The sequence below is a fragment of the Mesorhizobium sp. WSM4989 genome, assembly GCF_029625795.1.
GTDB lineage: Bacteria > Pseudomonadota > Alphaproteobacteria > Rhizobiales > Rhizobiaceae > Mesorhizobium.
Genome location: NZ_JARTVN010000002.1, coordinates 1,615,187 through 1,629,363, shown reverse-complemented (window position 1 = coordinate 1,629,363; position 14,177 = coordinate 1,615,187). Strand labels below are relative to the sequence as shown.

Here is a 14,177-nt window from a genome sequence, read left to right as displayed (position 1 = left end):
CATCAAGCGGGCTCGAAGCGCATTGTCACTTCGAGACGATTGGGAAACAGCAGTTCATGGATGCTTTTTCGATATTGCTTCGGCGCAGCGCGACGAGCAATGCGGTAGCCACTTTCGGTTGCTAACTTCCCCCATTCTGCCCGCTTCAAGTAGCGCGCCCAGATCATTCCGCCAAATGGGATATTGCCTATCGCATCCATTGCGGTGAGGCGCAGGTCGTCCAGCCTTCCGCAGCTTTCGTGATCCTTTATGTAAAGCGGACCATCAACCACGCGCCGAATTTCACGCAGCAAGTCCGTACGTGCTGTGACTGGAACGTGATGTACTACATTGTTGAGTGTCGCCGCATCAAAACTACGGTCCGCGAAAGGCAGGGTTTTGCCGTCATACTGCTTGGTCAGCACGCTCAGCGAAGGGCAGAAACGGTCAACCATATCCACTGTCTGCACCTCATCCACCGGAAAGAGTTCGGCTATGGCTTGAGCGATCACCCCAGTGCCACCACCGACGTCGAGCAATTTGCAATGCTGCTTGTCCCACAGCTCGCGTAGACTATCGAGCATAACCGCCTGATAAGTCGGCGCCTTGTTTCGATAAAAGGCGAGGTGACGCGACAGGATGTCCTGCAGAAGCTTCGGATCGATCGGGCCCATTGCCGTGGCCAAGGTCATGGTCCCCCCGTCATCCAGCGGTTTGGCGTGGCGATAGCCCATCGACCAAGCAGGAAGTTCAGCGCCAGCATGCAGACCGAGGCAAGTGGCGAGGCGAACACCATCGGCAGGCCGGTCTGCTGATGCCAAAACCATATGGTGACAAATGCCAATGGTATGTTGGCGATCATTGCAATGACGTACCGTGCGAAGGTTATGGGAGCCAATGGTCGCCGAAAGGTGAATACGCTATGAAGCACATAGCCAGTGCCCGCCACGACGCAGAAGGACAACAGTACGGCCAGCCACAAACGTATCCCGACCCTGTCAGACAAGATGATGACCACGTTGTGCAGAGCGATGCAGATGCCGGCGATCACCATATAGGCGAAGGGCGTGCGCACGCTCATATCGCTGCCTTCCGAGCGCGGATCAAGAAAACGCAGGCATTGTCGTCGCGTATCTGGGCGGGCGTTAGACGATCTTCCAATTGAGCGCGCAGGTTCATCAACAGGGCAAGGAGCGACGCCAAAATTGCGCCTATGATGGGTAGGCGGCGAAGGAAGAAAGCAAAGCCCGTAAGGCGGATTAGCGTCGTGGTTGCCAAGGGCCCGGCAATCGCATGCACCTCTTCGACTTCGAGGCCGCGATCGGCAAGATCTACGACAAGTCCGGTGCGTGTCCAACGACGATGGTCCTCAGGGTGAGGGTGGTAGAGCCAGCTGCCGTGAGTAGACAACAACAGCACACCGTCATCGCGCAACAATCTCCGAATCTCGGCGCAGTACGAGTCAAGGTCGCGCACGTGTTCCAGGACCTGTACTGAAAGTACTGCTCCAGCGATGCCATCTGCTAGTGGCACGCGGCCCTGCTCGTCAATTTTCAGGAAGCTGCCCTCGCCGATATCCGCGCCCCGATAGTCGATCTTCATCTCGAACATCATGTCAGCATAGGGCATGTCACCACAGCCGAGATCGACCATTAGTGTGCCCGGCCTAACATGCGCCCTCGCCTCTTTTCGCAACAGCCGAGCTAGCCCGCGCAAGACCAGCCAGTCCGTATCCCAAATCCGCGGAACCGCCCTGCTTCCCCTCATCCCACCAGCTTTCAATGCACCACCGACCTGCTGGCGCCGACTCTATCTTTTTTCCGTCGCGCCAGGCGCTCGATGTCGAAGCGCTCAGAACGCACGCCTATCGTCCAGATTATCAAGCAGCAACTTGAGAACGAAGCCGGACAGCACCATGGACATCCCGGCCACGCAGGCGGTGGTGATCACGAAGGTCAGGTGCACCGATTGCTCCATCGGGCCGCCTATGAAGATCCAATGCAGTGCCAGCAATACGTCCGCGACAAAGCCCGCCACCGCGAGCATGCCGCCGGAAAAGACCAGCCATTCCAGCGGGCGGCCGCGCATCAGCCAAGGCACGACCCGGCCGCCGTGGCCCGGGTGATAGATAGCGATCGCCACCTTGGCCAGCATACCGAAAAGGATGGCCGAAAGGCCAATCAGCGTCGCCATCGCGGAGAGCGCGACGAAGTGAATTCCGAAATACCACCCTCCGATCCGGACAGGTCCCGCCGCGAGGACCGCAAGACCAGCAATACCGGACACCAGCAAGGTCGCTCCCGGTATGAGATACATGGTGTTGGGTGCATGGGCCACGATCAGCCGCAGATGTCGCCAACCGTCGCGGAACGAACGCAGGTGAGGTGGGCGGCCGCGCTTGTCCGGATAGAGCTTGATTGGCACCTCGCGGATCACCAGGCCCGCGCGATGCGCGTTGATGACCATCTCCGAGGCGAATTCCATGCCAGGCGAGCGCGCGCCCATTTGGCGAAACGCATCGCGGGTGAATCCTCGCATGCCGCAATGAAAATCGTGTATCGGAGAATGATGAAGCCAGCGGGCAATTGTTGAAAGCGCAGGATTGCCAAGATACCGATGCAGAGGGGGCATGGCGCCGGGCTCGATACCGCCGGCGAAGCGATCGCCCATCACCAGTTCGGCACCACCCTCCAGCGCGTCGATGAAGTCGCCTAGGCTGCTCCAGTCGTAGGAATCGTCCGCATCCGCCATGACGAGGTACTTGCCTCGTGCAGCTTCAGCCGCCGCGCTGATCGCCGCGCCGTATCCCTTGACCCGCTGGTGCACGACACGCGCGCCGAGGGACTCGGCAATCTCCACCGACCGATCGGTCGACCCATTGTCCCCGACGACGACCTCGCCCTTAATGCCCCGCTTCGAAAAAACGTCAAGCGCCTTGCGAATGCAGATGCCGAGCGTGCGCTCTTCGTTCAGGCAAGGGATAATGGCCGACACGAGAGGGGCCCCTGCGTCATCGGCGTGCTGCCCATCGAGATCAGTTGCGACGATCGCGAGATTCGACTTGTCGACCATCGTGCCCGCTCCTGCCCAATCGTCAGCCTTGCTTACAGCTTGGGCCCCAACATTTCCGCAGCCCAGTTGCAAGATTAGCAAGAACAAGTTAGGCAAAGATATACAGAACCATACGTCGTTGAGCGAATGACGTGGTTTGGCCAGTACGGGTGATCGTGGCGGGGCTTGAACTGGTGGCCACGCCTCGCGCCAAAGCATTCAAGGAAAGCGCTAGCCGGTTTCTGTTCGGAGTTGCGCGAAAACAAGTCGTTGGAACGCTTACACCAGTTCCACTTCGACGACACCCGGCACCGCGCGCATGGCCGACGCGACCTGCGGCGAGATACGATAGCGGTTGGGCAGTTCGATCTCCACCTCGCCCTGGCCGGCTTCCTTGATCAGCACGAAGCTCACCTGCCCCTCGCCCTTCACGGCAAGCTGGTTGGCAAGGATGTTGATGGGCTGAGCATCACGCACGAAGATGCGTAGCGCCTTTTGGATGCGGCTTGCTTCGTCCTCCAGCGACTGCACCGTCTGGATGCGCAGATTGATCCCCTCCGGCCGGTCTTCGGCCGAGACGGTGATCACCACCGAACGGCCAGGCTCCAGCATGTCGCGATACTGCGCCAGGCCTTCGGAGAACAGCACCGCCTCGTACTGGCCGGTGGTGTCGGAAAACTGCACGACGCCCATCTTGTTGCCGGTGCGGGTCTTGCGCTCCTGCTTCGTGGTGACGGTGCCGGCGAGCCGGCCGGCCGCAGCGCCGCGTTTGACCGCGGCGGAGAATTCCGCCCAGTTCTGCACCCGCATCTTCTGCAGCGCGGCCTTGTATTCGTCGAGCGGATGCGCCGAGAGATAGAAGCCGACCACCTGGAACTCGCGGTGCAGCCGGTCGGCGGCAAGCCATGGCTCGGCCGCCGGCAGGTTGAGCGCCTGCGACTGCGCGCCGAGCGAGGCGCCGAAAATATCCGTCTGGCCCGAGATGGCGTTCTGCTGCGCCAGCGACGCGAGGCCCATCATCCGCTCCACGCCGGCCATCATCACGGCGCGGTCGTGCCCGAAGCAGTCCAGGGCCCCCGCCATGATCAGGCTTTCGAAGACCCGCTTGCCGACGATCTTCGGATCCACGCGCTCGCAGAAATCGGCAAGGCTCTTGAACGGCCTCTCACCACGCTTCTCGACAATGTGTTCGACCGCCGCGTCGCCGACGCCTTTGAGCGCCGCCAGCGAGTAGAAGATCTTGTTCTCGCCGACCTCGAAGGGTCGGAAGCTGGTCATCACCGACGGCGCCACCACCTCGATGCCGAGGCGCAGTGCGTCCTGGCGGAAATCCGCCAGTTTGTCGGTGTTGCTCATGTCGAGCGTCATCGACGCCGCCAGGAACTCGACCGGATAGTGCGCCTTGAGGTAGGCGGTCTGGTAGGAAACGACCGCATAAGCCGCGGCGTGCGACTTGTTGAAGCCGTAGTCGGCGAATTTCGCCAGCAGATCGAAGATGAAATCGGCCTGCGCCTTGCCGACGCCGCGCTCGACGGCGCCGGTGACGAAGCGCTCGCGCTGCTTGTCCATCTCGGCGCGGATCTTCTTGCCCATGGCGCGGCGCAGAAGATCGGCTTCGCCGAGCGAATAGCCGGCAAGCTCCTGCGCGATCTGCATCACCTGTTCCTGGTAAACGATGACGCCTTGAGTTTCCTTCACAAGGTGGTCGATCTTGGGGTGGATCGAGGCCATCTCCTCCTCGCCATGCTTTCTGGCGTTGTAGGTCGGGATGTTCTCCATCGGGCCTGGGCGATAGAGCGCGACCAGCGCGATGATGTCCTCGATGCAGTCCGGCCGCATGCCGATCAGCGCCTTGCGCATGCCCGCGCTTTCAACCTGGAACACGCCGACCACCTCGCCGCGCGACAGCATGGCGTAAGTCTCGGGGTCGTCGAGCGGGATGCGGGCAAGATCGATATCGACACCGCGCCGCCGGATCAGCTTCACCGCCGTTTCCAGCACCGTCAGCGTCTTCAGGCCGAGGAAGTCGAATTTCACCAGCCCGGCCTGCTCGACATATTTCATGTTGAACTGGGTGACCGGCATGTCCGAGCGCGGATCGCGGTACATCGGCACCAATTCCGACAACGGCCGGTCGCCGATGACGATGCCGGCGGCATGCGTCGAGGCATGGCGGTAGAGGCCCTCGAGCTTCTGCGCGGTGTCGAGCAGCGTCTGCACGATCGGCTCCTTTTCTGCCTCGTCGGCGAAGCGCGGCTCGTTGGCGATAGCGTCCGCCAGCTTGACCGGGTTGGCCGGGTTCTGCGGCACCATCTTGGAGAGCTTGTCGACCTGGCCATACGGCATCTGCAGGACGCGGCCGACGTCGCGCAGCACCGCACGCGCCTGCAGCGTTCCGAAGGTGATGATCTGCCCGACCTGGTCGCGGCCGTATTTCTGCTGGACGTAGCGGATGACCTCCTCGCGCCGGTCCTGGCAAAAGTCGATGTCGAAGTCCGGCATCGAGACGCGGTCCGGGTTGAGGAAGCGCTCGAACAGCAGCGAGAAGCGCAGCGGGTCGATGTCGGTGATGGTGGTCGAATAGGCGACAAGCGAGCCGGCGCCCGAACCGCGCCCCGGTCCGACCGGGATGCCTTGCGCCTTCGCCCATTTGATGAAGTCGGCAACGATCAGGAAGTAGCCGGGGAACTTCATCTTCTCGATGATGCCGAGCTCGAATTCGAGCCGCTCGCGATATTGCTCGACCGTGTAGCCGGGCGTCGGTCCGTGCGCGGCAAGCCGCGCCTCCAGGCCCTCGCGCGCCTGGCGCGCGAGCTCGGCGGCTTCCGCCTTCTCGGCGGCGTCCTTGTCGGCGGAGTCGGCGCCGGTGAAACGCGGCAGGATCGGGTTGCGGTTCTTCGGATAATAGGAGCAACGCATGGCGATCTCGACCGTGTTGTCGATCGCTTCCGGCAGGTCGGAGAACAGCCGCGCCATCTCGGCCTGGCCGCGCAGAAAATTGTCAGGCGAAAGCCGCCGGCGATTGTCTGCGGCCACCACCGAGCCTTCGGCGATCGCAATCAGCGCGTCATGCGCCTCATAGTCTTCACGCTTGGAGAAGAAGGCCTCGTTTGTGGCGACCAGCGGCAGTTCGTGGGTATAGGCAAGGTCGAGCGTCGACTTTTCGACCATGCGGTCATAGCCGGCGACCCGTTCCAGCTCGACATAGAGACGGTCGCCGAAAAGCTCTTTGAGGAACAGCAGCCGCTGTTCGGCCAGGTCGCGGCGGTCCGCCTTCAGCGCGCTGCCGATGGGGCCGCGCGGGCCGCCGGTCAGGCATAGCAGGCCATCGCGATGGCTCTCCAGCATGGCGCTGGTCATGTGCACCGGCTCGCCGGGCGGCGTTTCCAGATAAACCTTGCTGATCAGCCGGACCAGATTGGCATAGCCGGCCTCGCTGGCGGCGATCAGCACGATCGGCGACATCTCGGGACCGTGCCGGCGGCGGTCGCGTTGGGCGTCGCTCGTTTCGCCGGAAAAGACCAGATCGACCTGGCAGCCGATGATCGGCTGGATACCGTCCTTGACCGCTTTCTGGGCGAATTCGAGCGCGCCGAACAGATTGTTGGTGTCGGTCACTGCGATCGCCGGCGCTTCATCCTTGACCGCGTGGCCGACGATGGCGCCGAGTTGCAGGGCGCCCTCGAGCAGCGAATAGGCTGAATGCACGCGCAGATGGATGAACCTCCGTGCAGGCGTCTCCGGCTGCGTGGCCTTCACGACAGCTTCGCGCTGCAAAGGGTCGCGTGGAAGTCGTTCATCCGCCATGTTTTTTTCGCGCTATCTCAAGGACTCATCCGTGCAGATGTATTGTCCCGGACGCCGCGATGCCAGTCCAGTACAATCGACCGCGAACCACAAGCTTGCGGCCTATGTCGCCCTGGGTCAGGCGAACTCCATGATCACAGCGTCGACCGCCAGGCTGTCGCCCGGTTTGGCGTTTAGCTTCGCCACGGTGAGGTCGCGCTCCGCGCGCAGCACGTTCTCCATCTTCATCGCCTCGACCACGGCCAGCGTCTCGCCGGCCTTGACGTCTTGGCCCTCGGCGACGGCGATCGACACCACCAGTCCTGGCATCGGGCAAAGCAGCATTTTCGAGGTATCCGGCGGCAGCTTTTCCGGCATCAGCCTTTCCAGCTCCGCCGTCCGCGGCAGCATGGCTTGAGCCGTCACCGACATGCCCTTCCAGGCGATACAAAGGCCGTTCAGCACTGGCCGGACCTGCGCCGCGATCCGGTTGCCGCCGACCGTGCCGCGCCAGATCGCGTCGCCCGGCCGCCAGTCGGAGGCGACCGTCAGCGGCTCGCTGCCATCGATCGAGAGATCGATCTCCATCGGGATCAAGACCATGCCGTCCAGGATGCCGGCGCAAAGGTAGTCCGCGCCGATCTTCACCACCCAGTCGCGCTTGAGATGGCCCGAATGCGGTGCCAACCGGCCGCTGAGCCGGTCGAGCCGGTCCCGTCGCAGCAGTTCGATCGCGGTGGCGATCGCGGCAAACACCGCCATCTCCTCACCGTCCGGTTCGACCGGCGCGAAACCGTCCGGATACTCCTCGGCGATGAAGCCGGTGGAAAGCCGCCCCTCGCGCCAACGCGGATGCTGCATCAGCGCAGCGAGGAACGGAATGTTGTGCTCTATGCCGTCGACGACAAAACCGTCCAGCGCTTCGGACATGGCATCGATAGCCTCGAGCCGCGTCGGCGCCCAGGTGCAGAGCTTTGCCACCATCGGATCGTAGAACATCGAGATCTCGGCCCCTTCGGCGACGCCGGTGTCGTTGCGGATCACCACATCGCCGAACGTGCCCTCTTGCGGCGGCCGGTAGCGCGTCAGCCGGCCGATCGAGGGCAGGAAATTGCGGAACGGGTCCTCGGCATAGAGACGGCTTTCCACCGCCCAGCCGTTCAGCTTCACCTCGCTTTGCCTGATGCCGAGCTTTTCGCCGGCGGCGATGCGGATCATCTGCTCGACCAGATCGATGCCGGTGACGAGCTCCGTCACCGGATGCTCGACCTGTAGTCGCGTGTTCATTTCAAGGAAATAGAAGTTCCTGTCCTTGTCGACGATGAACTCGACCGTGCCGGCGCTCTGGTAATCGACGGCTTTCGCCAGCGCCACAGCCTGCTCGCCCATGGCCTTGCGCGTCTTGGCGTCGAGGAACGGCGACGGCGCTTCCTCGACCACCTTCTGGTTGCGGCGCTGGATCGAGCATTCGCGCTCACCCAGATAGAGCGCATTGCCATGCGCGTCGGCCAGCACCTGGATCTCGATGTGGCGCGGGTCGACGACGAATTTCTCGATGAAGACGCGGTCATCGCCGAAAGAGCTTTTCGCTTCCGAACGCGCTCGCTCGAAGCCGTCGCGCACTTCCGCGCTGCTCCAGGCGATGCGCATGCCCTTGCCGCCGCCGCCGGCCGAGGCCTTGATCATCACCGGATAGCCGATCTCGCCGGCAATCCTTTCGGCGTGGTCGGCATTGTCGATGACGCCCAGCCAGCCGGGTACGGTCGAAACCTTGGCCTGGCTGGCGAACTTCTTCGATTCGATCTTGTCGCCCATTGCGCGGATCGCCTTGGGCTTCGGTCCGATGAAGATGATGCCTTCCTTTTCCAGCGCTTCGCAGAAAGAGGCGCGTTCCGACAGGAAGCCATAACCCGGATGCACCGCTTCGGCGCCGGTTTCCTTGCAGGCGGCGATGATCTTCTCAGGCACTAGATAGCTCTGCGCGGCCGGCGACGGGCCGATATGCACAGCCTCGTCGGCCATTTCGACATGCACGGCGTCGCGATCGACGTCCGAATAAACCGCGACCGTGGCGATCCCCATCTTGCGCGCCGTCTTGATCACGCGGCAGGCGATCTCGCCGCGATTGGCGATCAGGATCTTCTTGAACATTCGGATGTCGTTCCTCCGGCGAAGCGGTCCAGTTCTATGGACAATCCCGACGCGCCTCAAGTGTCTCCAACCTCCTGCCCTTCGGCACTCGATGCTTTTGCAGAAACGGCGTCGAAAAACGTCGTAACAGACGTTGGCCGCCACCTTCGAACCCGGTAAGGTGGTGGCGAGCGCAAGAAAATGGCAGGCGGTATTCGCCTCGCCGGGCAGGCTCGGCGGCCTGCCACAAAGCTGAGACTTTTAAGATTGCCTTGGGAGGAATGCCTCATGAAAACGCGTGCCGCAGTTGCCGTTGGTGCCGGAAAGCCGCTGGAGATCATGGAGGTAGACCTTGAGGGGCCGCGCGAAGGCGAGGTGCTGATCGAGGTCAAGGCGACCGGCATCTGCCACACCGACGAGTTCACGCTCTCGGGCGCCGATCCGGAAGGCATCTTTCCGGCGATCCTCGGCCATGAAGGCGCCGGCATCGTCGTCGATGTCGGCAAGGGCGTGACCTCGGTCAGGAAGGGCGACCATGTCATCCCGCTCTACACGCCCGAATGCCGGCAGTGCCCGTCCTGCCTGTCGCGCAAGACCAATCTGTGCACCGCCATCCGCGCCACGCAGGGACAGGGCCTGATGCCCGACGGCACCTCGCGCTTTTCGGTCGGCGGCGAGGAGCTGTTCCACTATATGGGCTGCTCGACCTTCTCCAACTTCACCGTGCTGCCGGAGATCGCGATCGCCAAGGTCAATCCCGACGCCCCCTTCGACAAGATCTGCTATATCGGCTGCGGCGTGACCACCGGCATCGGCGCCGTCATCAACACGGCCAAGGTCGAGCAGGGCGCCACCGCGGTCGTCTTCGGCCTCGGCGGCATTGGCCTCAACGTCATCCAGGGCCTTCGCCTGGCCGGCGCCGACATGATCATCGGCGTCGACTTGAACAACGACAAGAAGGCCTGGGGCGAGAAGTTCGGCATGACGCATTTCGTCAATCCGCAGGAGATCGACGGCGACATCGTGCCTTACCTGGTCAACCTGACCAAGCGCGGCGCCGACCAGATCGGCGGCGCCGACTACACCTTCGACTGCACCGGCAACACCAAGGTGATGCGCCAGGCGCTCGAGGCCTCGCATCGCGGCTGGGGCAAGTCGGTCATCATTGGCGTTGCCGGCGCCGGCCAGGAGATTGCGACGCGGCCCTTCCAACTGGTCACCGGCCGGACCTGGATGGGCACCGCCTTTGGCGGCGCGCGCGGCCGCACCGACGTGCCGAAGATCGTCGACTGGTACATGGAAGGCAAGATCCAGATCGACCCGATGATCACTCATACGCTGACGCTCGACGACATCAACAAGGGTTTTGATCTCATGCATGAGGGCAAGTCGATCCGCAGCGTCGTGGTTTATTGAAGCAATGCCGCATCGGTCGCGGGCTGGAGCCCGCGACCTTTGCGGCTCAACATGGGAGGAAGGACGAATGGCGGAAAAACTGCATCCGAAGATCGACAACGGGCTGCCGAAGGAAAGTGCTGCCTTTTCCGGCGGCACGCTGGTCTGTCTCTGCACCAGCAATCCGGTGAAGGTGAAGGTCAAGGGCCAGATCGCCCACAACCATGCCTGCGGCTGCACCAAATGCTGGAAGCCGGAAGGCGCGGTGTTCTCGGTCGTGGCCGTTGCCGGCACCGGCGACGTCACTGTGGCCGAGAATGGCGACAAGCTGAAGGTGGTCGACCCGGCAGCGCTGATCCAGCGCCATGCCTGCACCAGCTGCGGCGTGCACATGTACGGCCCGGTCGAGCGCGACCATCCCTTCAAGGGTCTGTCCTTCATCCATCCCGAGCGTTTCGAGGAGGACGGCTGGTCGCCGCCCGGCTTTGCCGCCTTTGTCTCCTCCATCATCGAAGCCGGCGTCGACCCGAGCCGCATGGACGGCATCCGCGGCCAGCTGAAATCGATCGGGCTCGAACCCTATGACTGCCTCAACCCCGCCCTGATGGACTACATCGCCACCTGGACGGCGAAGAAGTCGGGAGCCTTGGCGGCCTGACGATTGCGGGATTTCTGGTAAAGGGCCGGCCAACGCCGGCCCTTTGCACATTTGGAGAGACGATGCCAGCACCTATCATCTATGTCGATGCCGATGCCTGTCCGGTGAAGGCCGAGGTCGAGAAGGTGGCGGAGCGGCACGGCGTCATGGTTACCTATGTCTCCAATGGCGGCCTGCGCCCGTCGCGCGATCCGATGGTCCGCAATGTCGTAGTCTCCAAGGGCGCGGATGCCGCGGACGACTGGATCGTCGAGAACGCCAAACTCAACGATGTCGTGGTGACGGCCGATATCCCGCTTGCCGCGCGCACGGTGGCGCTCGGCGCGCATGTGCTGGGACCCACGGGCCGTCCCCTCACGCCCGAGACCATCGGCATGGCGGTGGCGATGCGGGATTTGAAGCAGCATCTGCGCGAGACCGGCGAAAGCCGCGGCTTCAACGCCGCCTTCACGGCGAAGGACAGGTCAAACTTTCTCGGCGAGCTCGACCGCATCTTGCGGCGGGCGCTCAAATCCGCCACACCCGGCTGACCCGAAGCCCTTTGAGAACCGGCCATGGGCGACGACATATCCCTCAACACGCCGATCCACCGGCACGTGCAGTTCGCTTTGGCTGCGGCCATCGGCATTGTCGCGCTGCTTCTCGCCCTGATGCTGGGGGCGCCGCTGCCCTACTCCATCGGCGCCAACCTCTTCTTCGCCGCTTACACTCTTCTGGTGCTGGTCGCGATGCCGAGGCTCACCGTCCGTTACCTGAGCAAGAACGCGCGTGCCACGGACCAGCCGGTGCTGCTGATTTTTGCGGTCACGCTCCTGGTCGTCGGCCTCGCCATCGGCTCGCTGTTTCAACTCATCAACCAAAAGGCTGCCGCGCATCCGCTGGAGGTTCTGTTCGCGATGCTGTCGATCCCGCTTGGCTGGTTCACAATCCATGCGATGGCGGCGCTGCATTATGCGCATGTCTACTGGATGGACGGCGACGAGATCGACGAGAAAACCAGGAAGAAGAATCCGGTCGGCGGCCTCGATTTTCCCGGCGGCAAACGCCCGGAAGGCTGGGATTTCCTGTATTTCGCGACCGTCATCGGCATGACTGCGCAAACCGCCGACACTGGGATAACGACCTCGCGCATGCGCCAGGTCGTGCTCGTCCATTCGATCCTGAGCTTTTTCTTCAACACGGTGATCGTCGCCGCCGCGGTCAATCTCGCGGTCAGCCTGGGCTGTCCATAATAAATCCGTGATCGGATGAAACAACGCTTGGGCCGGAGACGTATTGGGAGGAGAACAAGGCTCTGAGAGGCCGCAGAAGATGCAGCCGGGAGGACACCTAGATATGGAGACCGTCGCCAGAAGCGAACCCTCCACCGAGGTAGAAGCATCCACGCCGAAGGACCCGACGCTGATTTACCGGCAATCGGGCTGGACGCGCCTGACCCATTGGCTCTGGGCGTTCTCGCTGTTCTTCATGCTGCTTTCGGGCCTGCAGATCTTCAACGCGCGCCCGCAACTCTACATCGGCAAGGAATCGGGCTTCCAATACAACAATACGATCCTCGAGATCGGCGCCGAAAACACAGACGGCGGACCGCGCGGCTTTACCAAAATCTTCGGGCATCGCTTCGACACCACCGGCGTGCTCGGCTGGTCCGGCCCTCCCGGACAGGAAACGCCGCGCGCCTTTCCGTCCTGGGCGACGATCCCGTCCTACTACGACCTCGGCACGGCCCGCGTCGTGCATTTCTTCTTCGCCTGGGTGCTGAGCGCAACACTGCTCATTTGGCTGGTGGCGAGCCTGATCAACGGCCATATCCGTCGCGATCTTGCCCCTCGCCTGGATGACTTGCGCAAGCTGCCGCGCGACATCCTCGACCATGCGAGGCTGAAATTCCACCACGCGCGCGAATACAACACGCTGCAGAAAATGGCCTATGGCGGCGTGCTCTTCGTGCTGTTGCCGCTGATGATCATCACCGGGCTTGCGATGTCGCCGAGCATGAATTCGGTGCTTCCCTGGCTCAATGAAATCTTGGGCGGTCGGCAGACGGCTCGCACCATCCACTTCATTGTCATGGTGTTGCTCGTGCTCTTCTTCGTCGTCCATATGCTGATGATCGTGGCTGCCGGTCCGATCAACGAGCTGCGCTCGATCATCACCGGCTGGTATCGCACCGACCCGCCCGCAAAGCACGACCAGGCAACCGAGAGGAGCGCCTGACATGGCAAAATTCCAGATTAGCCGCCGGAAGTTCTTGACCTCCGCCAGCCTCGGTCTGTCAGGCATCGCGCTGTCCGGCTGCGATGCCTTCGACAGCGGTCTGGGCGTCGGCAGCGGGCTGCGCAGCTTCCTCGAAAACGCCAACGGGCTGACATACCGCGCGCAGCGCCTGCTTGCCGGCCGGGACGCGCTGGCACCGGAATTCAGCGAGGCCGACATCCGCCAGCCGCAGCGGCCGAACGGCGTCACCGCGCCTGACGACGACACCTATAAGGGTCTTCTCGCCAACAATTTCGCCGACTGGCGCCTGGAGGTGACCGGCCTCGTCGAAAAACCGCTGTCGCTCACCCGCGAGCAGTTGCAGAACATGCCGAGCCGCACCCAGATCACCCGCCACGACTGCGTTGAAGGCTGGAGCTGCATCGCCAAATGGACCGGCACGCCGCTCTCGCTGGTGCTCGATCAGGCCATCGTCAAGCCGCAGGCGCGCTACGTCATGTTCCATTGCCTCGACACGATCGACCAAAGCCTGTCTGGCGACATCAAATATTACGGCAGCATCGACCTGATCGATGCCCGCCATCCGCAAACGATCCTGGCCTACGGCTTGAACGGCAAGCCGCTGCCGGTCGAGAACGGCGCGCCGCTGCGGGTGCGGGTCGAGCGCCAGCTCGGCTACAAGATGCCGAAATATCTCTACAAGATCGAGCTGGTCGACGGCTTCGCCAATGTCGGCGGCGGTCGCGGCGGCTATTGGGAAGACAATGGCTACGACTGGTATGCTGGTATTTGATGGTGCTTCGCCTGCAGGCCGAGCACGATCTTGCGTCAGCCGAGTTCAACGCGATTGAGAAAAGCCTCACGGCGACAATCGGCCATTCCAACATCATCCTTTGCAAGACGATGGCCTCGGGCGACTAGGCCGCCTTGCTGGGCCGCCGTTCAGACCAGATCGGGTGTT

At 62.6% G+C, this 14,177-nt stretch carries 13 protein-coding genes; 7 read left to right on the top strand and 6 right to left on the bottom strand.

The window, feature by feature from the left end; genetic code table 11:
* Positions 1 to 2: 2 nt before the first annotated feature.
* From P9217_RS20565 to P9217_RS20540, 6 genes are all read right to left on the bottom strand, one after another.
* On the bottom strand, positions 3 to 671 hold the full coding sequence (locus P9217_RS20565; protein ID WP_067000248.1) for a class I SAM-dependent methyltransferase: 669 nt from the start codon (positions 669 to 671) through the stop codon (positions 3 to 5).
* Positions 668 to 1,060 carry a GtrA family protein gene (locus P9217_RS20560; RefSeq protein ID WP_278087419.1) on the bottom strand — a complete coding sequence of 131 codons (393 nt, stop codon included), beginning with the start codon at positions 1,058 to 1,060 and terminating at the stop codon, positions 668 to 670. Before P9217_RS20560 ends, P9217_RS20565 begins: the two co-directional genes overlap by 4 nt.
* Positions 1,057 to 1,632 (bottom strand): methyltransferase domain-containing protein, encoded by a 576-nt coding sequence (locus P9217_RS20555; RefSeq protein ID WP_278087418.1) that lies wholly within the window; start codon positions 1,630 to 1,632, stop codon positions 1,057 to 1,059. The genes P9217_RS20560 and P9217_RS20555 overlap by 4 nt, the downstream gene beginning before the upstream one ends.
* A gap of 198 nt (positions 1,633 to 1,830) precedes the next feature.
* Positions 1,831 to 3,051: a glycosyltransferase family 2 protein gene (locus P9217_RS20550; RefSeq protein WP_127240809.1), complete on the bottom strand. Its 1,221-nt coding sequence runs from the start codon at positions 3,049 to 3,051 to the stop codon at positions 1,831 to 1,833.
* Positions 3,052 to 3,309: 258 nt separating this feature from the next.
* Complete coding sequence (dnaE, locus tag P9217_RS20545) at positions 3,310 to 6,837, bottom strand: DNA polymerase III subunit alpha (protein ID WP_278087417.1); 3,528 nt, start codon at positions 6,835 to 6,837, stop codon at positions 3,310 to 3,312.
* 117 nt (positions 6,838 to 6,954) lie between these two features.
* Positions 6,955 to 8,967, bottom strand: coding sequence for an acetyl/propionyl/methylcrotonyl-CoA carboxylase subunit alpha (locus P9217_RS20540; protein WP_278087416.1), 2,013 nt, complete (start codon positions 8,965 to 8,967; stop codon positions 6,955 to 6,957).
* 267 nt (positions 8,968 to 9,234) lie between these two features.
* Here P9217_RS20540 and P9217_RS20535 point away from each other — a divergent pair, with 267 nt between their 5' ends.
* The 7 genes from P9217_RS20535 to P9217_RS20505 all read left to right on the top strand — a co-directional run bounded on the left by P9217_RS20535 (position 9,235) and on the right by P9217_RS20505 (position 14,137).
* On the top strand, positions 9,235 to 10,362 hold the full coding sequence (locus P9217_RS20535; RefSeq protein ID WP_278087415.1) for an S-(hydroxymethyl)glutathione dehydrogenase/class III alcohol dehydrogenase: 1,128 nt from the start codon (positions 9,235 to 9,237) through the stop codon (positions 10,360 to 10,362).
* A gap of 67 nt (positions 10,363 to 10,429) precedes the next feature.
* The gene (gene gfa, locus P9217_RS20530) at positions 10,430 to 10,999 is read left to right on the top strand and encodes an S-(hydroxymethyl)glutathione synthase (RefSeq protein ID WP_067000227.1); all 570 of its coding nucleotides are present in this window, start codon (positions 10,430 to 10,432) and stop codon (positions 10,997 to 10,999) included.
* A gap of 62 nt (positions 11,000 to 11,061) precedes the next feature.
* On the top strand, positions 11,062 to 11,529 hold the full coding sequence (locus P9217_RS20525) for a YaiI/YqxD family protein (RefSeq protein WP_127241728.1): 468 nt from the start codon (positions 11,062 to 11,064) through the stop codon (positions 11,527 to 11,529).
* A 24-nt stretch (positions 11,530 to 11,553) separates the two neighbouring features.
* Positions 11,554 to 12,231 (top strand): DUF1345 domain-containing protein, encoded by a 678-nt coding sequence (locus tag P9217_RS20520; RefSeq protein ID WP_278088178.1) that lies wholly within the window; start codon positions 11,554 to 11,556, stop codon positions 12,229 to 12,231.
* Between the two features lie 103 nt (positions 12,232 to 12,334).
* Positions 12,335 to 13,216, top strand: a complete 882-nt coding sequence (locus tag P9217_RS20515) for a cytochrome b/b6 domain-containing protein (RefSeq protein ID WP_127241726.1) — start codon at positions 12,335 to 12,337, stop codon at positions 13,214 to 13,216.
* Between the two features lies 1 nt (position 13,217).
* Positions 13,218 to 14,009, top strand: a complete 792-nt coding sequence (locus tag P9217_RS20510) for a molybdopterin-binding protein (RefSeq protein ID WP_127248604.1) — start codon at positions 13,218 to 13,220, stop codon at positions 14,007 to 14,009.
* Entirely contained in the window at positions 14,009 to 14,137 is a 129-nt protein-coding gene (locus tag P9217_RS20505) for a hypothetical protein (protein WP_278088179.1), read from the top strand. The genes P9217_RS20510 and P9217_RS20505 overlap by 1 nt, the downstream gene beginning before the upstream one ends.
* Positions 14,138 to 14,177 lie beyond the last annotated feature (40 nt).

What these genes read in the sequence shown, in the direction of transcription:
- P9217_RS20560 (WP_278087419.1), bottom strand. Translation starts at nt 1,060, where the DNA reads ATGAGCGTGCGCACGCCCTTCGCCTATATGGTGATCGCCGGCATCTGC.
- P9217_RS20510 (WP_127248604.1), top strand. Translation starts at nt 13,218, where the DNA reads ATGGCAAAATTCCAGATTAGCCGCCGGAAGTTCTTGACCTCCGCCAGC.
- dnaE (WP_278087417.1), bottom strand. Translation starts at nt 6,837, where the DNA reads ATGGCGGATGAACGACTTCCACGCGACCCTTTGCAGCGCGAAGCTGTC.
- P9217_RS20555 (WP_278087418.1), bottom strand. Translation starts at nt 1,632, where the DNA reads ATGGTCGATCTCGGCTGTGGTGACATGCCCTATGCTGACATGATGTTC.
- P9217_RS20535 (WP_278087415.1), top strand. Translation starts at nt 9,235, where the DNA reads ATGAAAACGCGTGCCGCAGTTGCCGTTGGTGCCGGAAAGCCGCTGGAG.
- P9217_RS20505 (WP_278088179.1), top strand. Translation starts at nt 14,009, where the DNA reads ATGGTGCTTCGCCTGCAGGCCGAGCACGATCTTGCGTCAGCCGAGTTC.
- P9217_RS20565 (WP_067000248.1), bottom strand. Translation starts at nt 671, where the DNA reads ATGACCTTGGCCACGGCAATGGGCCCGATCGATCCGAAGCTTCTGCAG.
- P9217_RS20515 (WP_127241726.1), top strand. Translation starts at nt 12,335, where the DNA reads ATGGAGACCGTCGCCAGAAGCGAACCCTCCACCGAGGTAGAAGCATCC.
- P9217_RS20525 (WP_127241728.1), top strand. Translation starts at nt 11,062, where the DNA reads ATGCCAGCACCTATCATCTATGTCGATGCCGATGCCTGTCCGGTGAAG.
- P9217_RS20540 (WP_278087416.1), bottom strand. Translation starts at nt 8,967, where the DNA reads ATGTTCAAGAAGATCCTGATCGCCAATCGCGGCGAGATCGCCTGCCGC.
- P9217_RS20550 (WP_127240809.1), bottom strand. Translation starts at nt 3,051, where the DNA reads ATGGTCGACAAGTCGAATCTCGCGATCGTCGCAACTGATCTCGATGGG.
- gfa (WP_067000227.1), top strand. Translation starts at nt 10,430, where the DNA reads ATGGCGGAAAAACTGCATCCGAAGATCGACAACGGGCTGCCGAAGGAA.
- P9217_RS20520 (WP_278088178.1), top strand. Translation starts at nt 11,554, where the DNA reads ATGGGCGACGACATATCCCTCAACACGCCGATCCACCGGCACGTGCAG.